This window comes from Aquimarina sp. AU474, from assembly GCF_900312815.1.
GTDB lineage: Bacteria > Bacteroidota > Bacteroidia > Flavobacteriales > Flavobacteriaceae > Aquimarina.
The window spans coordinates 26600-48475 of the sequence record NZ_OMPE01000009.1 but is presented as its reverse complement, the minus strand read 5'-3'; the positions used below and the strand labels follow the sequence as shown (position 1 = coordinate 48475).

The window sequence follows — 21876 nt, the reverse complement described above, 5'->3', positions numbered from 1 at the left end:
AGTCTCCTTTTAATAATTTTTTTGACTAGGCTTTTCAAATATTGCTACTGCTCTAACCGGAGAGCCTGTACCACCTCTAATTTTTAAAGGAAGTCCAATAAATCGAAACCTTCCTTTTCCTATTAAAAGATGAAGGTTTATCATATTTTCATAATGCGTAAAACCTAACTCTCCGCAAATGTGATGTACTTCTTTATTTGATACTTTCGGAACCCCTGGAGACATTGTCTCAACTCCAAAAGCAGCGATTTTCTTTTCACCCAACCAACGAGCAGTCTCTATTGAAACTCCGGGTCCATTTCCCCAATCTATTCGGTTAAAATGTTTTCTGTAATGGTCTGTATAGATAAGGACTGTATCTCCTTTTTTAATCTCTAAATTTGCTGTTTTACAGGCGTTTTCAATTTCAAAAGGCTCAATTAATTCTTTAAGTTTTTTATGTGAGAAATCTAAGCAAATCCCCTCGGTATAGAACATAGATAGGGGCATTGTATCTATTGATTGCCCCTCATATTGTTTTGCCATATGATTTATAGCATCAACATGGGTTCCTGTATGTTCTCCAAGTTCTAATTTATGTACAGCTGGTGTTCTTTTTTTAGGATTTTTAATTCCATCCCATTCCTCATGAGAATTATGGATTTCCATTTTAACCTGCGGAAGGTCCTTGTATACAGGCATGCCTTCATAAATTTCTTGACTTAAGTCAATAATTTCTGTCATTCAATTTCAATTTTTCAAAAATATGTGTTCCGTAAATGAAAAGTAGCAGATATAAAAACACTAAATTTTTCAGGATAGAACTTGACTTTAAATTTATAAAATTTACTTTGTTCTAACCATTAAACTACTATTTTTTATAGATCACATTATAAACTGCCTGTTGTAGTAGTTTTTAGTACTAATTATATGTTTTTTCAAAAGAAATAATAAACTCAAAGGGACAATAACTCTTGGATTATCAATTAGCGACTACCATGACCACGTACTTGGTGTTGTAGATTGTTTTTTCTTTTTCTATCTCTGTAAAGCCCAATTATTAATCCCGAAAGCCCAATAAATAAACACGATACAAACCAGAATCCTAGATTGTATTTATCGGCTAGTAATCTGTAGGTAAAGGTGAAAATGAATAAAATCAACCCAATGATTTGCCAAAAATAATCTTTCTCTAATCTAACATCATTATCAATGTATGGCGTTAAATTGAATATGATTTTGATTTCATTCCATTCCCAAACGATAAGCAATAGATTTGCCAGCAGCATTAATCCAGTAACTACTGGCGTATAGGCAAAATAATACGACAAGGTTATTATAAAGATGTTCAAAATAATTGGAAAATTAATTAATGCTCCAAGTTTAGAAAACTTTTGAGTCATTAATAATAACCCAGCTATGAGTTGGCTTACTCCAATAAATTGCCAATATAACCCTGATTGATACATGGTCTCAAAAAAATGCCAAGCACTATTTATGGGATTCAATTCTCCACTTTCAGATGTAAAACGATTTCCTTTGATTTTTATTAAACTCGCAAAAACGAATGCTCCACCAATTAAATATCTAGTGTAAATAATGAAAATTTGAGGTAAGATCTTTCTTTTAATTTTATCCATAATCAATACTTGATTTAGTCTTACAAACAATTAGATTTAAATACAGGTTTTAAAAACTAAATGATGTTGTTTTATGTAGACGAGTATTACGAAATTTTGTTACGATAAATCACTTATTGTGATCCATGTGGCTGTAGTTTTATATCGATTGCACATTGTTATGTCTTTATGTAGCTAAATTAGATTCATTTCTATCATAACCAATTGTAATTTAATTTATGAAATATTGTTTAAGAGTGGTTGATTGATAGCTCGTTTGGGCAACGATTTTAATTAAATAACGATTTTATTTTTTTATGAAGTGTTTTGTCTGCTACTTTTAATACTTCATTAAGTAAATCTGATGCTATAGGTTTTGCATTTGGGTATTTGTGTTTTAATAAAAAATTCTTTAACGCCAAATTAAGTTGTTGTTCCCCAATTAATTCACTTAATTCTACAAATACAATGGCTCCTTTTGAGTATGCCAAATAAGGATGTTCTTTGGTTGCTTTTATTAAAGGGATCTTTTCATTGAAACCTTTTTGCGCATCATATATTTGTTGCTGTATAGCAACACGTTCCATCATTTTCTCTTTACCATATAATTTTTTGTAAATCATCATTTCTGTATACATTGCTAAACTCTCTGTTAGCATCGCATAGCCTTCTCTATAGTCTGGGGCAATTTGGTTGTTTCCCCACCAAAAATGGGCAACTTCATGACCTGCAAGCTCATTGACTACATCTTGGTTATTTCCTTCTTCAATATTGGCATTAAAGGTCATGTTTTCGGTCATAAAAATAACACCAGGATAAGCTGTTCCTGCAAAACCTTGAGTGAATGAAGAAACTTCTGCATAACTAACGGATTCAAAAGGGTAGGGGCCAAAATTCTTTGTGCAATAATCCAAAGTTAGTTTAGTGTTTTCAATAAGGTGATTAACATTGTTCTCATGTAATGGGTGATATAAAACGGCTATGTTAACGCCTTTATGATTAACATTTTTAACTTTATACTCTGCTGAAGAAAGTGCAAAACGAAACGGAATAGCTTCTGCTGTATAATTATAATAATTTCGCTCATTATCTTGCCAATGTTTTTTTAATTCGCCTGTACCAACTGCTATTTGATCTATAGGTGTAGAAATTTGCATATCGAGATGAATAAAATCATCTACTTTTATTTTTGGTGCATCTAGTGATTTAATACGTGTTGGCTTACCTAATTCATGTGTTTTTCTATGATGAATATCTGTAATTTCCTTTGCCTCATCATATCCAAATTGAGGAAAATACCTACTAACCCTCATAAATGACCCATTCTTGATTATTGCATTAAAAGGATCATGGCCGTTTACAGCATACCATTTATAGCTTATATCAAACTCTAATGTTGCAGAATCCATAGGTAGCAGAGCTTTTTTTAAATGAAGCTCTGTAATTGATTTATCAATTGGTATGATTTCATTTTTATATCGATAGGTAAGTGATTTAATTTCGAAATCTTCGGGGACACTTATAAGAATTGAATCAATGGACTGAAGGTGTGTGTTTGTAATGATATATTTTCCTCGAATTCGGTAGGATTGTGTATTAGGATATAGATCAATTTTGGTGACGACTTCTTTTATAGTCGGCTGTGGTATGTTTTGATACTTTCTATAGGTTTTTTCGTATTGTATTCTTTTTGCCAGAAGAGCCTCTTTATCTTTAGGGGTGTAACTTTCTAAATAATTAAAGCTACTTACTGTAACAATCATGATTAATAAAGAAATGGCAATACCTACGATTATTCTATTATTTCGAAATTTGATCAAACGATATAGTAATAGTAGTACACCTATGATCGAAAAGCTGAAGATTAAACGCCAAGAAAAAGATGATACATAAATACCATAGCCCAAGAAGTCACTAAAAGTACCATTATAACCCGATAAAAATCTAAATAACGAGTTGCTTACAATACTTCTGGCAATTGGTGTAGCAAACATTAAAAAAAACAAAATAGAAAAACTTAATGCCATAGTTTTGTTCTTACTAAGGCTATTTATGAAAAGTAAGTATAGTGAGAATAATATAAGAGGTAATGTATTAAAGACCAGCACACCAAAGTAAGCTCTCCAATCAAAGTAAGGAAATTTAAAAATGAACTGGAAAATAATGGCTTCTAATAGTAATATACTTGTAAAGTAAAGAATTAACAACGTAATACTTCCTGCATGTCCCATTCCTTTTTCTCTCGCGTAATAGGTAGTATTTTCAATAATTGAAAATCTACTTGTCTCATTTCGCCAAAAGATATCGTTTACAAAATATAAGATTATTAAGGCGCCTATAAAATAAAAAGTGCTGTTTATAGTTTGTGCCAAAAGACCTGAGCTTGCATAGTGTTGAGGTAAACGTACCCCTTTATTTATATCATCAAACATTTCAACACCCATATAAAACACAAGTAATATTGAGACCATTACTAATGCAATACTTTTAAATATATAAATAGTATCAATTTTTATAAATGAGCATAGTGCTCGCCATCTAATTTTGTTGTTAAATAAAGTTGTTGCGGTAGTAAAAGGTACATTCTTATACTCATTTTTGAAATCAGAAGTATTTTGGTTTTTGGATTTTTTTTTAAAAGTAGGTAAGAAAGAAAAAGAACGAATACCGAGATAAGCCATGCCCATTGAAAAAAGAATAACAACGAGTCTATTAATTAGCAGAAAATTCGAAAACGGTACTACTTCATTATTTCTTTGTAGAACGTTAAGATTTTTTGCTTCAAAAAAGTATCCAGAAAGCCCGAATAAATCAACTAACGCCGAGACACGTTGTACAAGTATAGATTGTGGTAATGCTTGTGCCATGAATGGAGCATTAGAAAACATTAGAGTGATCATATATAATACATAGAGTAGCAAACCTGTGATGGCAACCAACAGCTTATTTTTAAATTTTTGGGCAATAAAAAAAAGGATGCTACACACAAGCAGGGTATTGATAACGCCAAAAATTAAAAAAGGATACATAAAGTGCCAGAGATGAAACCCTAAATTCAGTATAGCTTTTTCCTGGTAATGAAGTCCTATTACGTACCCTAAAACTAAGACAAAAAAACCAAACAAAGTGAACCCGTAAAAAGAATAAAAACGAGCAAATCCAAATTCTTTTTTCTTTATAGGGATGGAGAAAATAATTAAACTAAAGTTGGCATCTTCTTCTTTGAATAGCAATGAAAAAGCCAAAACAGTGGCTATTAAAATGATGATTAGACTTAATAGCCCAATCATAAAACCTACAGAATAGGGTGCATTGACTGCTAGTTCTTTACCTACTGAAATATTAAATTTAAATCCGGTTATAAAACCAATACCCAAAAAAATGAATAGTACAGCAAATGAAGCTTTTCGTTTTAGGATGGCGGATATATCATAGAAAATTATTGTTTTCATTTTATGACAGAATTATAAATGTTTAAAGTATACATGTTCTAAGCTGGGATTTACGGATGTAAAACCTTTAGGGCAGCTATCAGCATACACCGTAATTTGCATGATTTTCTCTATCAATTGCTTACTGATTACGTTGTGTTGTGATTCTAATTTTGGTAATTCTTCTTTTTCAATCGCTTTTCGCCATAATTTTCCTTTTAATTGCTTTATGAAATGACTAGGTGAGTCTTGTGAGACAATAACTCCTTTTTTGATGATGGCCATTTGGGAACACAGGTTTCTAACATCTTCAACTAAATGGGTAGACAAAATGATAATGATATCCTCACTAATATTGCTTAACAAAGCATTAAATCGATTGCGTTCTTCTGGATCTAACCCTGCAGTCGGCTCATCGACAATAACAATTTTTGGCTCTCCTAGTAGAGCTTGGGCTACTCCAAAACGTTGTTTCATTCCACCAGAAAATGTATGTACTTCTTTGGTTTTAAATTCAGTTAGATTTACTTTCTCGAGTAAATTCATGATCTGATTTTTACGTTGTTTCTTATCATGTATTCCTTTTAACTTGGCTAAATGGTTCAATAAATTATAAGCAGAAACCTTTGGATATACGCCAAAGTATTGTGGTAAAAAACCAAGGTGCTTTTGTATGCTAAGTGGATTTTTAACCAAATCTGATCCATTAAAATGTAAATGCCCCTCTGTTGGTTTTTGTAATCCAACGATGGTTTTCATAAGTGATGATTTGCCAGATCCATTAGGGCCTAACAACCCAAATATTCCATTGCTGATTTCTAAATTTATGGCACTAAGAGTCTGGTACCCGTTGCTGTATACAAGGGATACATTTTCAATTTTTAATGTATTCATGTTTATATGTTTAAGACAAAAGAATTATGCTACATAGTCTATGATATCTCCTGGTTTACAGTCCAGGGCTTTGCATATTGCTTCAAGGGTTTCGAATCGAACGCCTTTGGCTTTCCCGTTTTTAAGTACAGATAAATTAGCAGGTGTAATACCAATTTCTTCTGCTAAGTCCTTGCTTTTAATTTTTCGTTTAGCAAGCATTACGTCTATATTTATGATAATTGGCATAGTCTATATATACAAGTCTTGTTCGTTTTGCAAATTCAAACCCTGATTAAAAATTTCTGAGAAAATAAAAATAAAAATTCCTAAAAATAGATGTAAAATCATGATCATAAAAATCCCATTTTCTACATCGATAAAGAACGAGGAAAAGGTAACAAGTAGAACAGGGAAAATGATGTTGGTTACGTAAAATCGTTTTAAATGATTGATGTTATTTTTGGTAAAAAGCTTGTCCTGGCAAAAAACTTTGAACACATTAGAAAGTAACCAAAAAAAGAAACCATAAGACAACATAGGTAGCAAGAAAGCAAATATTAGATAGGTTATATTGTTATCTAGTATTAAAAATGAGATATCTGTAAAAGGATATTCGATAATCTTTTTGTCCTCAATGGTTTTGATATTAATTTTTATTATCCAACATATAGTCCCATATAGAGCCGTGATTAAATAAATCCAAGCCAAACCTCTAGTTATCGTCTGTAGAATTTTGGATATTAGTTTTGTTTTTTTCATTACCGTAATTCAAATTTATTATTGCAAATGTATAATAAATTATTGTTTTACAATAATAAAATATTGTTTTATTAAATTTTATGATTAATGAAATCGGTAGGATTGTATTGTTATTTAGCAATAGCTACAGGAATGGTTATAGTCCTAGAAGGTTGATGGTTTTGTAAATAAGCTATTGGTTTTAAGGAAAGTAAAGAAATTATAATGATTACCTTTATTTTGCCTAAAAGGAGTACAGAAAAGGGGAGAGGCGAAACTCTTTAGGTGGGTTTGCGAATCATAAAAATACCAATCCATATGAACCAAATTATTTGACTAATACCAAATATTTCTGTGAATATATCTAATGGGTATACGGTTAAAACCCCTGCTATTCCGACTATTACACCAAGAAAAATCAGTGATTTTGAAAAAAATCGCCCTTTCAAAGCTATTATACTTAATAGCAATACCCATATTCCACCTACTATTTCGTTTCCACCACCAAGCCCTTCAGAAATGATATTGACACTAGACCATATTATCATAGCATTTTCGGGCTCTTTAACTCCTGTTGAGATTACAGAGTTTAATCCTACGTTGGCGATCATACCACTGGCGATAACTAGACCAACCCAAATTATACCAAAAACAGAAGTTAGTGTTGAAAATGTTGGTGAGTATTTTTTTAATCGCTCATGAATTGCTAGGACTAATACCGCTAATAAAATCCCAAATAGGACGTAGCTAGTAAGATTTAATATTGATAATGTAAGATAATTATCCGATAGGAAATTCAATTGCATGGCAGTACTTGCATTATCATCGGGATAGACTAATACGCCACCATAAATAATGAAAGCCAAAATGTATATAAGAGCTTCAAGAATTGCGCATATTCCACCTATTTTTTGTAACATTTTTAATTCCATGTCTCTAAATCGTTTGAAATCAAGACGATCTAATGCTGATATTGTTACTAGGCTTCCAATTTTTTATTTTGTTTTAAAGGTTATGTTGTACAGCGTTTTATTTTATGGTTCTCTTGTTTTCAACTGTTATTTTTGAGCCTTCAGCCAACATTATTGAATCGGGTTTCATGGTGTTCAAAAATTCAAAATCATCTCCATAAACAACTCCAAAATCGACTTCTATTTTGGAGCTTTTCACTTCATATTGTCGCCACTTAGGATGTGTGACTTCATATTCGTTGGTAATTTTTTCATTTACTTTTGCGTACCCCCAATAATGTTCGGTAATAAACTCGGTTTCACTATCCTCAGGGATTTTTGAAGATTCTAAATCGGCAACTATTTTAAAAGATTGCCATTGTTTGTTCTTTTTCCATTGATATTGTACAACCCGACCTGTCTTATTTTCATCCCATTCGTGACGCATGGGTAATGTTTCATAGTGTTCCTTATAAATTGTATTTGCTACAAATGTTAGCGCTGGTTTGGGTACTATTTCTTTAATAAAAACTACACCACGTTTCCATATGTTATTTTCAAACCTTTTGACATAAAACCTTAAATTTACCTCTTCAAAATTAGTGTGAAAAGGAATTTTGATGCCTAACAATTTTGTGTCTATAAACATAAAACCAACTAAACTCACAAAACACTTGTTCTGCCATAGATCAAGCTCTGTGCCCGAAGGAACATATTTTGAAAGAACATCTGGATCAATTACATAATTTGCAATTGCTAGTTTTCTCCATTCTGCATTTAAAAAACTCATTTTTTAATTTTTTACAAATAATTTAGGCAATGCCTATAATTTACTTCATTTTAATTACGAATACTATTCCCGAGAATACTTGAAATAAAGATAGAACGTACATTTTTTTAGATATACCTTTCTTTAATTATACGTATATGATGTCTTTGATGACCTATAATTGACTTAAGAAAATCTTCTAACGTAATTTCATGTTGTCGAGCTGAACCTATTTTTTTTAATTGAGTTTCTGATAAGGTTTCTATAAAACTTAATGATGATTTTCTTACGTTATAAAAATCAGTTACCAAAAGCGCTATACTTAATTCATCAAAACGACTATTATTAGTCAAAAAATCCTGATCGTAACCCCATAGCTGGATGTTCTCATTTCTGCTTAATTGAAATGCCCTAAACATTTTTATTTTTTCATGATCGGTGATATGCCCTATTACTTGTTTTATACTCCATTTATTAGGTTCATAGCGAAGGGTGGATTTTTTTTCATCTATCGTCCTGAGAAAGGCGAATGTTGATGCTGTTTCAAAAAGTCTTGACAAACTATCCTCCCTAGCCAATTCAAAATAATAAGGAAATCCATCCTCGGGTGTATGTCTCATATTTTGTTGAAGGTTTTGTTCAATAAATTTTATTTAAGTTCGCTTTTTGTACATGACAACTAAGGTTTAATGTAAAATAAGTTTCAATGCTGCTACAGAGTTTTATCTACTTTTTTTTAATTCATCAATAATTTTTGAACTTACCCAGTAAATATCCTGATTACTTGTATAAAAGAAATATTTACCATCTTTTGATACAAAAGGGCATAGTTCATGGTTTTTTGTATTTATTTTTTCTCCCATATTGATGGATTTTGTCCATGTTCCATCCGTATTCTTGAAACTAATGTAAAGATCACCTCTACCTAATCCCTCTGGTCTTCTTGCACAAAAGATCACATAGCTTTCTTTTGGATCAACAAAAACATCAGCTTCATAATTTAAAGTGTTAATCGAATCACCAAGAGTAATAGCTTTCTGGAACTCGCCATTAATACTTTTAGATGAATATATGTCAAAGTCGTTTTGCTTTTTCTCTGGGGTTACTTTATTCGATGAAAAATACATTGTTCCGGTTTGTGTAAACGAAATATAGTATTCATTTCCGTCTGAGTTGATATTGGGGCCTGCATTAATAGGCTCTGACCACTTATCTCCCTCTTTTTCTACATACCATATATCATAATCTTGTTTGGCTTCTATACCATTTAATGCTCTTTCTGATATAAAGTATAACCTCTTTTCATCTGGAGAAAGGAACGGATCATTAAATCCATATTTTTCATGAGATAAAATAGTTCTAGGGTTACTCCATCCATTTTCCGTTAGTGCGGAATACCTTATTTCGGTTCTTCCGCCTAGATCCACCCCGTAGAAGAAAGCAGTTCCTTCCTTATTAAAAACCGAACCAAATTCTGATTCAGTATTTTTAGAAATTAGACCAGGGGCAAAAACTTCTGAACTCAAAGATGGAGGTTTCTGCTCAAGATATTTCAAATGGTCACTTACTTTTTGAGAATAGGTGATCAATGGAGTTAATAAACAGCAAAAAAGATAATTAGTTATTAAACGCATATGGATGTTGTTTTTAATTTTTATCTAATGCACACAACGGTTTTACGAATGAAAATCAGCAGATGTATCTGTGCCATTTTTTAGGATTATAACAAAGATAGCAGAAAAGAACCAAATTTTGGATTTAGCTCCTATCTGCTAATTTTTATGCACATTGTGGGGCAACTCACATTATTATTTTTCGATTATTGAAGGTAATATATAGTCAATCATCATTGTATCAACGTTGGCGTGAGAGTCTGGTTGATTATATGCCGAAGCAGTAATCACTATGACAAATGGAATATCTTTAAAAACAAAGATCTTATTACCGCCATTTCCGGTACAAAAAGAAACTTCGTAATCTTTGTTATTGATCGTATATATTTTATTCCAGAAAAGATAACCATAATATCCATTTTCTATCCCGGCATAGGCTTGTGATACTTGTTTGGCCAAGCTTTTCTCTACCCAGGCTTTGGTAAGGATTTGTGTACCATTCCAAAGTCCGTTGTTTTTATATAGTTGTCCGTATTTTGCAAAGTCAATAGCTCGTAGTCTTACGCCTCCACCCATATATGCAATATTTTGAGGAGTATACTGCCACTTATAATTGGTAATTCCCATTGGAGAAAATAATTTTTTATCGGCATATGAAGCTAATCCATCAGGAACTGATTTGTGAATAATGTCGCCGAGTACACCAACACCCGCTGTAAAATAATTATAATCTTTGCCTATTACTTTATCTTTATGCATGGGTAAATCTAATGTGAATTTCACCCAATCATCAGAAGATTGCATTTTATATTCAGTTCCTGGGCTATTGTCATCGTCATCATTACCCAGGAATGCAGAACTCATTGTTAAAAGTGATTTTAAGGTTACGGCATCTTTTTTGGCACTATAATTTTTATACGATTTTAAATCATAAAAATCTTTTAATAAAGCGTTTTCGTTTTTTATGACTTTTTCTTTAATGGCGATGCCCATAATTGTAGAGGCAAATGATTTCCCTACAGATCTCACATCGTGCAAACTATTTCTTTTTTCACCATTAAAATATTCTTCTAGTAAGAGTTTACCATCTTTTATTACAACTATCCCATTAATACTCCCAAATCTACCTTCTGCAATTTTTCTATTTAGAGCTTCAATTTTGATGGTATCAAAATTATCTTTAGAAATTTCCCAACTGCTATTAGATTGTATTTTTTGTACGGGAACTAAATTTTCGTCGATATCTATTTTAGGAACTTCTACAGCAATATTTCCTTTTGCCAAAAGAGGACCAACTTTTAATACATCTCCTTTTAAATAAGGCCTTATTTCGATATTTAAAGTATGATTTCCTTCGGTAAATGCATCTTGCCCACCATTAATTTTCATAAATCTTTGCCACATAAACCAACCCCACCAATCTATTTGTTCTGGTGTTACTAATGGTAATACCTGTCTAAGTTTCTCTGTTTTTCGGGTTTTTGGTCCTGCTCCGGTGTTTAAGTTCTCTACATAAATTATGTTTCCGTCTACTATATAAGAAAACTGAAAATTTCCTTTACTTAATAATTCATCTTCAGATAAGGTTGGGTCTAATAATTGAAGACTTTGTATAAGTGGTTTGTCTAAGGTAAAGTGAATACTTAGAAATTTATCTTTATGTAGATTGAAGTTACTAGAGGAATTATCTGTTGTAATTTTCGTCTTTGTAAAGTCGACTTTTGAAAAATACAATTTTTTTGTTTCGTTGGAAGGCGGATTAGTTGGTTTTGATTGACCATGATTCTTGCATGATATGAATAGACATATAACAAGTGCTAAAAAACAATTCGATTTCATATGTAATTTGATTTGAAGTAAAATTATTGTTTTAAAACACCTTATTATAGTACAGAATTAACATGTAGGAGATTTGTTTTAATACATTAAAAAGTATTGTATAAGCTATTATTCTTCAATTACTTTTCTTTCTCTCAAATTATACCTATCACCACTTCGGAGGTAATAGAACATTGCATTTTTATTAGGTAACTTTTTCAGCTTAGAGCCCTCACGAGACCAAAATGAGCTGTCATAAATGATAACATAGCTTCTTCCAATAACTTTAAAAACATCTCCTTTTACAACAATAGCAGTGCTTTCATCAATACCAATACCCAAGAGTTCGGGTTTATTTTTTAGAATAGTAAACATATCAAATTGTCTATTTCTGGCAATAACATGTTGATCAACGGCAATATTTGAAATGAATCCCAGTCCAACTTCATGATCTCCCATCATAATTTGATTGTTTTTAGAATCTCCTCTTGCCAGATAAGAACCTTGAATAGTTGCACCGGCAGAAGAACCAGCAATCACACCTCCTCTGTCTAATAATTTAAACATTTCATCATGCGCTTTTGTATTTAAAAATCCATCGGCAATTCGCCATTGTCTACCTCCAGTAAAAAAAATTCCTGTAGCTTCTTTAATAGGTTTTATAAAATCATCCTTATTAGCCTCGGCAGTATCGCTAGTATGTAAAATGGTGATATTGGTAAAACCATGTTTTTCAAAACTTGCTCTAAGGCGTAACGAATCTATTTCATTATTTAAAACGTAGGCTGTTGGAATTACAACAATTTTTGCAGAATCCCCTCCTGCAAGTTCTTTAAATTTTCCCATGATTTGCTTACCAGCTTTTCCTCCGCCAATAAGTATAAGCGTTCCATTTTTATACCCTTGAGTAATATTATTCTCTTGTGCTTTGACATGGATAGATTGTAATGTTAAGGCAAGAAAAAGAAATATGAATACGAATCTGTTCATTTTTTTATTGTTTGTAATAATCATAGTGTATGAAGTATTGCTAATCTTCAGGATACGTTACTAATTTAATTTTTATCCATCGATTAAGCGTCTATGGTAATTTATTTGTCCAAGATGATACGTTAAATGAGTAGTTAAATGCACTAATAAATATTCAGTTGATTCTGTTTTTGAAAACTTCAATACAGGATAATCTTTCTTTAATTCTTCGTTAGTAATAGAAATGAGTGAATTTTTAATCATTTCGATAGTGTCATTTATACTATCAATTAATGCTTGTTTTGATACATTTTCTTGAGTAAATTCGAGGTTTCTATTTCTAATATAGCCTGTTTTTCCGATTTCTTTACCAATGAATGTATGTAAGTTTCCAATTAAATGTAGCGTTAAATGCCCTGCCGAGTTAGAAATGTTTTTTTCTACTCTCCAAATATTCTCTTCGTTTTTATAAAGTTTTATTTCGGTGATTAACTTGTTTAAATCTCTTTCAAAAAATGATAGTAATGCTGTTGTATTCATTTATTTAAATGTATGATTTTTATAGAATTGTAATTCACTTATTCATGTATGGCTAATCACGTGGTAAAGCATGTAATTTAGCAAATAAGAACTGAATATAAAACTCGTAAGTGTTTTGTATGCCAGAAAAAGTCAAATGATTAATTATTCATGATGTTGGCAGATCGTTTTTTATTATTTTACCAATTTCCTTTTTCGTATAAATCTAAAAATGAAGCTGCGGATAAATTAAAAAAGTCAACCAAAAAATGAGCTAATATAATCCACCTTAAACTATTAGTTTTCTTATAAACTAATCCCCAAATTAATCCCATAATTAGGGTTGAAATTATTACTGTTATTCCGCTATTTAATTCCGAATTCACACCAAAAACAGTATGATTAAGAGCAAATACCAAACTGGTAAAAATGATTGCGATCCAATGTGACCAGTTTTTTGTGTAGTCTAAAAGTAATCCACGCCAATAAAATTCCTCAAGCCAGGGGTTGATAAGAGCTAGCAAAATCCAGGGTAGCCAAACTTGCCAAATTCCTAATGTTTCATAATGCATTAAAAATAATGGAAGTGGAAGGAACCCTATAAACAATGCCAAAATGTTCCAACCAAATGAGTTTTTGTTTTTTTGCAGCCAATTTTTTCTTGTTTCTTTTTCGGTATATTTTAAAATGAAAAATAGAAAAAGGCACCATTCAATTAAAATAATTGGAATAAAAGCCCATTTTCCGATAATATTTCCAAATAGAAAGGCAATTGTAAAGTTAAGTGCAATAATTAAAAACGGCGATGTAAGTACTATTTGTTTTTTTGTTGGCTTCATTCAAAATAGAGTTTTAATATATGCTTTAGATTTCAACTTCTATGTTATCAACTTTTACAGCATTATTATTAGGTAATATTTCATGTCCTAATCTATTACTTACTATTTTAACAAATGATGCGCCAAGAAAGATAATCTGTGATATGTAGTATACCCAGAGCATAAGTAATGCTAAAACACTAGCTGAACCAAAAGTTGAAGAAATATGGCTATGCCCTATATAAATCCCTATACCTATTTTGCCAAAAACAAAGAGAAGTGACGTAATTAACCCCCCAATAATGGCAGCTTTCCAATGTACTTTAGCATCACCTAAAAACTTAAACATCATTGCAAAGGCAATACTTATTATAAAAAACGACAAAAAATGTTCGTATACATATGAAAATTTATAATCACTGGTTAAATTATTGCTATGTTTTATTAAGAAACTATGTATTGTTGTGCTAATTAGAATAACGAAGAATAATGATATTAATACTGTAAAAGATATTAAATGCTTTGATAAATATTTAAGGATACTGTTTTTTGGTTTTGCCTTAATATTCCATATGCTATTAAAGGAATTATGTATTTGACTAAACATTCCTGAAGCACTAAAAGCTAAAGTGGCAAAACCAATTATTGTAGTTAATATGCTGTTGTGATTGGTATGTTGATTTTTGATAATATCTTGTATTTGTATTGAAGCTTCATTACCCAAGATGTCTTTTAATTGTGAGTAAATTTCTCCTGAAACTGCCTGTTTGCCAAAAAATATTCCTAAAATAGAAGTGATAATAATAATCATTGGTAATAAAGAAAATACAGCATAGTAGGCTAGTGATGCTCCTTTTTGGAATGTGTTACTAGTAAAGAAATGATTAAAAACCTCTTTTAGAAATTTTACCATAAAGAAATCGAATTAGAAGGTGGTCGTTGTTTGTTTAAGAACTCCTTTGTATGTTTAACATTAATCATTTCTAGCGTTTCTTTATCTACTCATATAAAGCTAAATCAAATAGATGTGACCTACTTGATTATAAGTTCTATGTTAAGAAGCAAAATCCTAATTAAATATAACTATTATAGTGTTAGGTTTTTAGTATTATTTCTCTAATTTTATTTATCCGACCAAACGGCAAGTTCGTTTCCTGCTGGGTCTGCGAAATGAAATCTACGCCCTCCTGGGAAAGAAAAAATATCTTTTGAAATTTCCCCATTTGATTCGATGATTTTATTCTTTATCAAGTCAAGGTCTTTATGGTATAAAACAACTAATGCTCCATTTACAATTTCATCATCTGATTGCTCAAATCCACCTTCAAGGCCACTTTCTGAAAAAGCTACATAGGTTGGCCCATAATCCGTAAAGATCCAATTAAAAGAGGTTGAGTAAAATTCTTTTATTTTTTCAAGATCTTTTGCTTTAAATTCTACGTAATTGATATGATTGTTCTTTATGTCCATTTTAAATTGACTTCAACGATTTGCATATGATTAATTGTCAGAAAAAAATGAGAGTAGTTTTCCGGCATAACCGAAAGATAATTAATAAGATTGAATTTCTTAGCAGGAATTAATTATATAGGTTCTTGTATGTTGCTTTTTTTAATTCGAACACAAAGCAGGCTGTTCCATTAAAATCTTTTTCTTGTATAAACTCAAAGCCAAGTCTTTTATAAAACCTATGGGCTTTAGTATTTGTTTTCAAGGGATCTATAAGGATTCCGTCTACATTCGGTTCCTTAAAGCATCTTTCGATTGTGAGTTGCATCATTATAGTTCCCAGCCCTTTGTTAAGATCTTTTTCTTCACCTATCCATATGTCAAGCGCTCTTTTGTTTTGTTGCACTTTCCCCCAATAGTGGGTTTCTTCTATGTAAGGATCAATTATTTGAATGAATCCGATCGGTCTGGCATCCAATTCTGCGATTAATTGTTCCCTCCACTCAGGATCACGCTGTAATTCATTTTCCCAATCCCACTCATAATCATCAGGATCACAATCAATCACATGTTGTTTAGTGTCCCAGTATTTTAATAATTCTAGATCGCTTATTGTAGCTTGTCTTAACTTAATAGTCATTTATGAATAATATTTTCTAGGTTACGTACAACAGCAAATAAGATACGTTTTCATGTATCTTATTTATTGTTTTAATGTGCGTTTATATTCCGGATACCTTCATATACTACTATGCCAACGGCGTTGGCTAAGTTTAAACTTCGAATATGAGTGCTGTAAAGAGGTATGTTGTAAACTAAATTTGAATTTTCTTCCACTATATCTTTAGGTAAACCAACCGATTCTTTTCCAAAAATTAGAAACATATCGTCTTTGTAGTCAATAGAACAGTAATCTTGAGTGCCGTGACTTGAGAGAAATGCAAAATGTTCACCTTTATTTTTTAAGAAAAAGTCATCAATGTTCTCATAGATAAAAAGAGAAATATGTTTCCAATAATCCAATCCGGCTCTTTTTACTCTCTTATCACTTAATTCGAAACCAAATGGCTTCACTAAGTGCAATTTTGATCCAGACGCTAAACTCAATCGCCCAATGTTTCCTGTATTCGTAGGTATTTCTGGTTCGATTAATACAATATTAAATCCCATTCTTTATAATTAATGCTTTACCTGTTTACGTTATGATTTAGTTGTAGAATTATTCTGCTAATGAAATTTGTCGTATTTATTATATTAAATATTGTTTTTGTGAGTTCCCACAATGAATTATAACCATTATTGGTGTTTTTTAATTAAACAATATTTTTTCAATTCCATCCCAAATAGATTGACGCGTTCTAAGGTGATTATTGATTAGAATAATTACTTTAATGTTTTGCTCCTTATACCAAGCAATCTGACTTTCAAAATTAGGTAAACCACCGCCTCGCGCGAGTACTTTTCCTATATTTGGTTTGTTTATTACGTGAAATCCGTATGCTTCACCTTTAATCTGTTCAAAATACATCTTTTGTAAATAGTCACTTCCAAGCAATTTTTTATTATCTAAACCATTTAGAAATGAATTCAAATCAGACACATTTGCTAGTATTCCGCTTGGTCCTCTATCTCCCCAAACATAGTCAGGTGTTTTATATAATTTTAGAGAACCAATAGTTTCTCCAGAATATCCATTAGCGATATTTACCATAGCATCTTCAAATCCGAATGTTGTATTGGTCAAGTTGAGAGGTTTAAATATATTTTCGTTTAAGTAATCTTCATAAGATTTTTGATTTACTTCTTCGATAATAGCTGCAAGTAAAATGTATCCTGCATTAGTATATCTATATTTCTCTCCGGGTATAGATTCAACAGGAGCATTTTTAACACTTTCTAAAAAAACTGTTTTTGTATTGTAGTCGAGTTCATAACCTTTAGGGACTAATCCTGCGGTGTGAAGGAGTAGCTGATTTATAGTCGCTTGATTTTTTGGAGCATTGAAATTTCCAAGGTATTTATCTATTTTATCATTGAGCGATAATTTCTTTTTTTCGGCCAACTGTAGAATGGATACAACAGTAAATAATTTGGTTACAGAAGCAATTTCATATTTAGTGTTTTTATTGTTAGAAATGTCCTGTTTTCTATCCGCCAGGCCATAACCTTTGGCTAACATTACATTATTGTTTTCATTTATTAAAACACTACCCGAAAACCCATTTCCGACTTCTTCTGTAAGTAAAGCATCTATAGCCCGAATTTTTTCTTGGTTAACAAGGCTTTGAGCAGGAGATTTGTATTGATAAAAAAATATTGCACTACAAAATGTTACTATAAGAAGTTTTTTCATTGTAGTGCTTTTCAAATTCATGTCAACGGTCTTGTGTATGAAAAATAACGATTTAATAGTTGCAATCTTTTCGGATAGGATAAATGTAGTAAAAAAGCACAAGGTTTAAAGGCTTGTGCTTAGTTTACTATTTTTTATATATGTTGCTATGTGTTGTGCTTTCTACATTTTTGTTTTGAACTAATTATTTGTCTCTGATATAGATTCCTTTATTTCTGCATCTTGATCATAGAAACTGAACTGGTGATATGAGGATTCCATTTCTGTATCCATCCAATGTAATTTCTTATTTGTAGATGTTACATTGTTAAAGAAGTTTTTTGTGTATTCAGGTAATACAACTCCATAACAATGAACTAGTACTTTTTCAACGTCATAGTTGATTTTTTTATCTTTTTTGTTATAGGCATTGTTAACTGATTTTATTTAAAAAATCGATTAAAACTCCTATGATTACAATGAGGAATGAACCTGTTGTCGTTCCAAAAATATATGCAAGCAAACCTTTGAAATAACTTAAAAAATTTTTTTTGTCAAAAAAATTCCCAATTGCCCAAGCAGAATATAACATTGCAACAAAATATGTCAAATTATAGCTTTCAAAACCTGTTACACTTTCTAGAATTCCGAATAAAGCGAAAATTAAATTTCCGATTCCAATGGTAAAAAAAACCAAAATGAATATTTCGTAAATATTGAAACTTGATTTAATAAAAAACAGCCTAATCCAAAATCCAATAAAAACCCCCAATAAAATGTTTACAACTCCAAAATTCTCTCCAACCCATTCAAATGCTTTCATCACACCGGGACTTTCTATGTTTTGAGGCGTTGTACCAGTATTGAAACCCAAGATTTGTTGAATTATTACAAAAAACAATGAACTAAAAATGACAAATATTATGGGTTTTACAAGTCTTTTTCGGTCATTGAGTATAAATTCCCTTACGGTATTCCCAGGTCTTAATAATAATTCTTTTATAGTGTATGAAATTCCCTTGTCAAAGTTCAAAACACTACCGACTTCACTTAGAATATATTTACCATCAATTCTTTTTAAAGCTTTTGGATTTCCACATTTTGAACAAAAATCACCTTTTAATTCTACCTCGCAGTTTTTGCAATGTTCAATATCAATTTTTGTAGTCATTCTTTTTGTTTTCGTTGGTCAATTGCAACTGGTACGTTCGTGTAAAGTTAGTTGCATTGACATGGACTAAATTAGCAAAAGAAAATGGATCAGAGGAAAATTCCCCGAATTTTCCAATTGGTAGATACATACTTAAACAATTAATTATATGCGCTGTTGTATGCAGTTTTCTAATGAAATAATATGTTTATCAATTGTTTCAAAAATGATTTTATTATTTTCTTGAAGGAACGTAATGTTTTTCATGATTAATTGTGCTTTTAAAAGATTTATATCTCCTGAAAAATTAATACTTTTCAAACCATTGTTTGATGTTGACTTTAATAAGAAATTTGTATCATATTCACTATTCCAATAATGTTGAATTTCTATAAATAAATGATTTTGTTGATACATCCATTCTCTATTTTCTAAAGCATCTATATTTGGATTTGGAGCTTCTATATTTTTATCTCCCAAAAAATATAGAGTAAACCCTTTTCCTCGATTTACATACATTCTAACAAACAATTTTAAATCTAGTATTTTTTCAAAAAAATGAATACTCTTAATTGGGTCTTTTGTTCTAATAGTTACTAAACCCAAAACCGTTTGCTGTTTTTCAATAGGATGAGTATTTGATACAATTAACGGATGGGTTTTGAATGTTTTTTGAATGAATTCTATTTGATGATTTTCGGGGTCAGTTGTATGAGCCAAATAACCAATATCTCCAAATTGGTATGGTTCATTTATGGCATAGTTCTGTTTTTGTAACTTTCGATATACCTTCTGAATGTCATTTATAAACAGACTATACTTCCAATAATTATCTGTTGATTCTTGCTGATACGCTGTTTTTTTAAGTGATGGAGTGTATCGTAATTGAAGATAAGAATGAGTGCTTTCAAAGCATAAGTTGTAAAAGATAGAATTGTTTTCTGAAAATTTATTTAGTAGTTTAAATCCTAGTACATTAATGTAAAAGGATAGCATTTTTTCTTGCTCAAAAATTTGTAGTGTAAAACTTTGCAATTTCATATCAAAAGGATGAGGCTGTTTCATCAAATGAAACAGCCTTTAAAAATATTAATATTGTTTTATAACTTCAAACTCATCATAGGTTAACAGCCATTTATTGTTAATAAACTCCCATTTTTCCTGATAAATTTTACCTTCACCAATATTCATGCTCCAATGTGATGACAGTGTAGCACTTTTATCCGTTTTGGCAGTAAATATTGGGTTATGGTAAATTAAATTCTGAGCTCCATCCCGAATTAATTTTGTCCAAAATCCTTGAATATTATCTTTACCATTAGTAGTTGGAAAAGGTATAGGGTTTAGTGTGGCATTTTCTGAATACCCTTCTCCGGGGATATTACTTTTTCCCGAGTTAAAACCATTTGTCCACTCGATAGAAGCTTTAATAACGTCTTCTATAACAATATGGCTTCCTACAGGATTAGTATCATTTTTTTGTGGACTTTCAAATTTTTCTAATACTTCAAAGTTATCATAAGTAAATAGCCATTTTCCATTCTTTTTCTCCCATTTTTCTGTGTAGATAATACCTCTACCTATATTCATACTCCAATTTGCAGATAAAAAAGCAGTGGTTTCATTAACGACCTCTATACTTACATTGGTATAAATTAAGTTTGAAGCGCCCGATTTAATAAAAGATGTCCAGAATTCAGAAATTTCTGTTATTCCTTTTTTTATCCCTACAGGCATAGCACTCATTATAGCTTTTTGATCGTATACGTCTACACAAGCTTGGGAGTTTCCTTTGTTAAAGTTTACTATCCACGCTTTACTTGCACGTATTACTTCCAAGGCTACTTCATGGTGCTTTGTAGGCGAGTGCCCTATGTAAGATTGTTGTATAGATTCTTTTTTAAACTCAGAATGTGTAGTTTTTTGGGCATAAGAGACTAAGTTTATTCCTAATACTATTGTAGTAATTGTTCTTTTAAGATATTTCATTTTAATTGTATTTTAAATTTAATACAAAGAAAAATGGCTTAAAGGATAAATACCTGTGCCTTTTGTCACAACACTAATTATTATCTAAAATTAATATCTCTTTTTGGCCAAGATGAAGCTTGTCATTTTTTTCAAGTTTTTTTAATAACCTAGAAATCACTTCTCTTGTGGTGCCTAATTCTCTAGCTAATTGTTGGTGTGATTTTTTTACGACTGAATCAATTGCTTTTGAAACGAGATAATCAAACAATCTATCTTTAAGTGGTTGGAAAGCTAAATTTGAATATTGATTAATAAGATGATTATAGCTATTTCGAAAAGTATTCGTCGTAAAAGTATTCCAGGATTTATATTTAAAATTCCAGTTTTTAACAAACCTCACAGGGATATTTAAAATAGTGCATTCTTCTTCAACTATTGCGTTTACAGTACTTTTACAATCTTCAAAGCAAGCCGAAAGAGACAAAGTACAGGTCTCCATGTCATTTAAATAATAAATAAGAATTTCACGTTCAGCATTCTCTTGATAGACTCGTACTTTTCCTTTTAAAACAATTTTCAATACTTTAATATATTGATTGTTCTTAATAATAAAGTCAGCTTTTTTGTGTGTAGTTATGTTTGAACTTGCTAGAAGTTCGTCTTGAAGTTCCTTTTCGGTAATTCGAAGTTGACTTATAAAATCACTTAGCATTTGTTTTTACTGGATTTAAATTGCATATAACCTTTGATATACGTCAAGTAAGGCATTAAGAAGCGATAATCTTTCAAGTTTGCACTGAACAAAAACATTTTATTTTTTATTCTAAAGCCAAATTAAATTTTTTTGGTCGCCGTTATAAAAATACAGTAACATT

General features: G+C 31.0%; 23 protein-coding genes. All 23 read right to left on the bottom strand.

The window, feature by feature from the left end; all coding sequences use genetic code 11:
• Positions 1-9: 9 nt before the first annotated feature.
• A complete protein-coding gene (locus DK508_RS13935) occupies positions 10-723 on the bottom strand; it encodes a cyclase family protein (protein ID WP_109301404.1) in 714 nt (237 codons plus the stop codon).
• Between the two features lie 242 nt (positions 724-965).
• Positions 966-1619: a hypothetical protein gene (locus tag DK508_RS13930; RefSeq protein WP_109301402.1), complete on the bottom strand. Its 654-nt coding sequence runs from the start codon at positions 1617-1619 to the stop codon at positions 966-968.
• 269 nt (positions 1620-1888) lie between these two features.
• Positions 1889-5050 (bottom strand): M1 family aminopeptidase, encoded by a 3162-nt coding sequence (locus tag DK508_RS13925; protein ID WP_109301401.1) that lies wholly within the window; start codon positions 5048-5050, stop codon positions 1889-1891.
• Between the two features lie 12 nt (positions 5051-5062).
• A complete protein-coding gene (locus DK508_RS13920; RefSeq protein ID WP_109301400.1) occupies positions 5063-5923 on the bottom strand; it encodes an ABC transporter ATP-binding protein in 861 nt (286 codons plus the stop codon).
• A 24-nt stretch (positions 5924-5947) separates the two neighbouring features.
• The gene (locus tag DK508_RS13915; RefSeq protein ID WP_109301399.1) at positions 5948-6151 is read right to left on the bottom strand and encodes a helix-turn-helix transcriptional regulator; all 204 of its coding nucleotides are present in this window, start codon (positions 6149-6151) and stop codon (positions 5948-5950) included.
• Positions 6152-6154: 3 nt separating this feature from the next.
• The gene (locus tag DK508_RS21590) at positions 6155-6664 is read right to left on the bottom strand and encodes a DUF2975 domain-containing protein (RefSeq protein ID WP_109301398.1); all 510 of its coding nucleotides are present in this window, start codon (positions 6662-6664) and stop codon (positions 6155-6157) included.
• Positions 6665-6924: 260 nt separating this feature from the next.
• Entirely contained in the window at positions 6925-7575 is a 651-nt protein-coding gene (locus tag DK508_RS13905; protein ID WP_109301397.1) for a DUF4386 family protein, read from the bottom strand.
• Positions 7576-7672: 97 nt separating this feature from the next.
• Positions 7673-8383 (bottom strand): YqjF family protein, encoded by a 711-nt coding sequence (locus DK508_RS13900; protein WP_109301396.1) that lies wholly within the window; start codon positions 8381-8383, stop codon positions 7673-7675.
• A 107-nt stretch (positions 8384-8490) separates the two neighbouring features.
• Positions 8491-8982, bottom strand: coding sequence for a DinB family protein (locus DK508_RS13895; protein WP_109301395.1), 492 nt, complete (start codon positions 8980-8982; stop codon positions 8491-8493).
• A gap of 102 nt (positions 8983-9084) precedes the next feature.
• Positions 9085-9996, bottom strand: coding sequence for a TolB family protein (locus DK508_RS13890; protein WP_109301394.1), 912 nt, complete (start codon positions 9994-9996; stop codon positions 9085-9087).
• 174 nt (positions 9997-10170) lie between these two features.
• Positions 10171-11814 carry a serine hydrolase gene (locus tag DK508_RS13885; protein WP_109301393.1) on the bottom strand — a complete coding sequence of 548 codons (1644 nt, stop codon included), beginning with the start codon at positions 11812-11814 and terminating at the stop codon, positions 10171-10173.
• A gap of 108 nt (positions 11815-11922) precedes the next feature.
• A complete protein-coding gene (locus tag DK508_RS13880) occupies positions 11923-12783 on the bottom strand; it encodes a cyanophycinase (RefSeq protein WP_109302722.1) in 861 nt (286 codons plus the stop codon).
• A 72-nt stretch (positions 12784-12855) separates the two neighbouring features.
• Positions 12856-13302: a DinB family protein gene (locus DK508_RS13875; protein WP_109301392.1), complete on the bottom strand. Its 447-nt coding sequence runs from the start codon at positions 13300-13302 to the stop codon at positions 12856-12858.
• Positions 13303-13481: 179 nt separating this feature from the next.
• Positions 13482-14120 (bottom strand): CPBP family intramembrane glutamic endopeptidase, encoded by a 639-nt coding sequence (locus tag DK508_RS13870; RefSeq protein WP_109301391.1) that lies wholly within the window; start codon positions 14118-14120, stop codon positions 13482-13484.
• 25 nt (positions 14121-14145) lie between these two features.
• Positions 14146-15012, bottom strand: coding sequence for a YihY/virulence factor BrkB family protein (locus DK508_RS13865; RefSeq protein WP_109301390.1), 867 nt, complete (start codon positions 15010-15012; stop codon positions 14146-14148).
• A gap of 209 nt (positions 15013-15221) precedes the next feature.
• Positions 15222-15569, bottom strand: a complete 348-nt coding sequence (locus tag DK508_RS13860; protein ID WP_109301389.1) for a VOC family protein — start codon at positions 15567-15569, stop codon at positions 15222-15224.
• 109 nt (positions 15570-15678) lie between these two features.
• Positions 15679-16188, bottom strand: a complete 510-nt coding sequence (locus DK508_RS13855; RefSeq protein ID WP_109301388.1) for a GNAT family N-acetyltransferase — start codon at positions 16186-16188, stop codon at positions 15679-15681.
• A gap of 71 nt (positions 16189-16259) precedes the next feature.
• Complete coding sequence (locus tag DK508_RS13850; RefSeq protein ID WP_109301387.1) at positions 16260-16718, bottom strand: tRNA (cytidine(34)-2'-O)-methyltransferase; 459 nt, start codon at positions 16716-16718, stop codon at positions 16260-16262.
• A gap of 139 nt (positions 16719-16857) precedes the next feature.
• On the bottom strand, positions 16858-17901 hold the full coding sequence (locus tag DK508_RS13845) for a serine hydrolase (RefSeq protein ID WP_160114717.1): 1044 nt from the start codon (positions 17899-17901) through the stop codon (positions 16858-16860).
• Positions 17902-18313: 412 nt separating this feature from the next.
• The gene (locus DK508_RS13840; RefSeq protein WP_109301385.1) at positions 18314-19051 is read right to left on the bottom strand and encodes a DUF3667 domain-containing protein; all 738 of its coding nucleotides are present in this window, start codon (positions 19049-19051) and stop codon (positions 18314-18316) included.
• 144 nt (positions 19052-19195) lie between these two features.
• Entirely contained in the window at positions 19196-20095 is a 900-nt protein-coding gene (locus DK508_RS13835; RefSeq protein WP_109301384.1) for a VOC family protein, read from the bottom strand.
• Between the two features lie 24 nt (positions 20096-20119).
• A complete protein-coding gene (locus tag DK508_RS13830; RefSeq protein WP_109301383.1) occupies positions 20120-21019 on the bottom strand; it encodes a hypothetical protein in 900 nt (299 codons plus the stop codon).
• A gap of 73 nt (positions 21020-21092) precedes the next feature.
• A complete protein-coding gene (locus DK508_RS13825) occupies positions 21093-21713 on the bottom strand; it encodes a Crp/Fnr family transcriptional regulator (RefSeq protein ID WP_109301382.1) in 621 nt (206 codons plus the stop codon).
• Positions 21714-21876: the final 163 nt, after the last annotated feature.

What these genes read in the sequence shown, in the direction of transcription:
- DK508_RS13870 (WP_109301391.1), bottom strand. Translation starts at nt 14,120, where the DNA reads ATGAAGCCAACAAAAAAACAAATAGTACTTACATCGCCGTTTTTAATT.
- DK508_RS13935 (WP_109301404.1), bottom strand. Translation starts at nt 723, where the DNA reads ATGACAGAAATTATTGACTTAAGTCAAGAAATTTATGAAGGCATGCCT.
- DK508_RS13925 (WP_109301401.1), bottom strand. Translation starts at nt 5,050, where the DNA reads ATGAAAACAATAATTTTCTATGATATATCCGCCATCCTAAAACGAAAA.
- DK508_RS13890 (WP_109301394.1), bottom strand. Translation starts at nt 9,996, where the DNA reads ATGCGTTTAATAACTAATTATCTTTTTTGCTGTTTATTAACTCCATTG.
- DK508_RS21590 (WP_109301398.1), bottom strand. Translation starts at nt 6,664, where the DNA reads ATGAAAAAAACAAAACTAATATCCAAAATTCTACAGACGATAACTAGA.
- DK508_RS13865 (WP_109301390.1), bottom strand. Translation starts at nt 15,012, where the DNA reads ATGGTAAAATTTCTAAAAGAGGTTTTTAATCATTTCTTTACTAGTAAC.
- DK508_RS13875 (WP_109301392.1), bottom strand. Translation starts at nt 13,302, where the DNA reads ATGAATACAACAGCATTACTATCATTTTTTGAAAGAGATTTAAACAAG.
- DK508_RS13830 (WP_109301383.1), bottom strand. Translation starts at nt 21,019, where the DNA reads ATGAAATATCTTAAAAGAACAATTACTACAATAGTATTAGGAATAAAC.
- DK508_RS13885 (WP_109301393.1), bottom strand. Translation starts at nt 11,814, where the DNA reads ATGAAATCGAATTGTTTTTTAGCACTTGTTATATGTCTATTCATATCA.
- DK508_RS13860 (WP_109301389.1), bottom strand. Translation starts at nt 15,569, where the DNA reads ATGGACATAAAGAACAATCATATCAATTACGTAGAATTTAAAGCAAAA.
- DK508_RS13895 (WP_109301395.1), bottom strand. Translation starts at nt 8,982, where the DNA reads ATGAGACATACACCCGAGGATGGATTTCCTTATTATTTTGAATTGGCT.
- DK508_RS13930 (WP_109301402.1), bottom strand. Translation starts at nt 1,619, where the DNA reads ATGGATAAAATTAAAAGAAAGATCTTACCTCAAATTTTCATTATTTAC.
- DK508_RS13835 (WP_109301384.1), bottom strand. Translation starts at nt 20,095, where the DNA reads ATGAAACAGCCTCATCCTTTTGATATGAAATTGCAAAGTTTTACACTA.
- DK508_RS13920 (WP_109301400.1), bottom strand. Translation starts at nt 5,923, where the DNA reads ATGAATACATTAAAAATTGAAAATGTATCCCTTGTATACAGCAACGGG.
- DK508_RS13915 (WP_109301399.1), bottom strand. Translation starts at nt 6,151, where the DNA reads ATGCCAATTATCATAAATATAGACGTAATGCTTGCTAAACGAAAAATT.
- DK508_RS13880 (WP_109302722.1), bottom strand. Translation starts at nt 12,783, where the DNA reads ATGAACAGATTCGTATTCATATTTCTTTTTCTTGCCTTAACATTACAA.
- DK508_RS13825 (WP_109301382.1), bottom strand. Translation starts at nt 21,713, where the DNA reads ATGCTAAGTGATTTTATAAGTCAACTTCGAATTACCGAAAAGGAACTT.
- DK508_RS13905 (WP_109301397.1), bottom strand. Translation starts at nt 7,575, where the DNA reads ATGGAATTAAAAATGTTACAAAAAATAGGTGGAATATGCGCAATTCTT.
- DK508_RS13850 (WP_109301387.1), bottom strand. Translation starts at nt 16,718, where the DNA reads ATGGGATTTAATATTGTATTAATCGAACCAGAAATACCTACGAATACA.
- DK508_RS13900 (WP_109301396.1), bottom strand. Translation starts at nt 8,383, where the DNA reads ATGAGTTTTTTAAATGCAGAATGGAGAAAACTAGCAATTGCAAATTAT.
- DK508_RS13855 (WP_109301388.1), bottom strand. Translation starts at nt 16,188, where the DNA reads ATGACTATTAAGTTAAGACAAGCTACAATAAGCGATCTAGAATTATTA.
- DK508_RS13845 (WP_160114717.1), bottom strand. Translation starts at nt 17,901, where the DNA reads ATGAAAAAACTTCTTATAGTAACATTTTGTAGTGCAATATTTTTTTAT.
- DK508_RS13840 (WP_109301385.1), bottom strand. Translation starts at nt 19,051, where the DNA reads ATGACTACAAAAATTGATATTGAACATTGCAAAAACTGCGAGGTAGAA.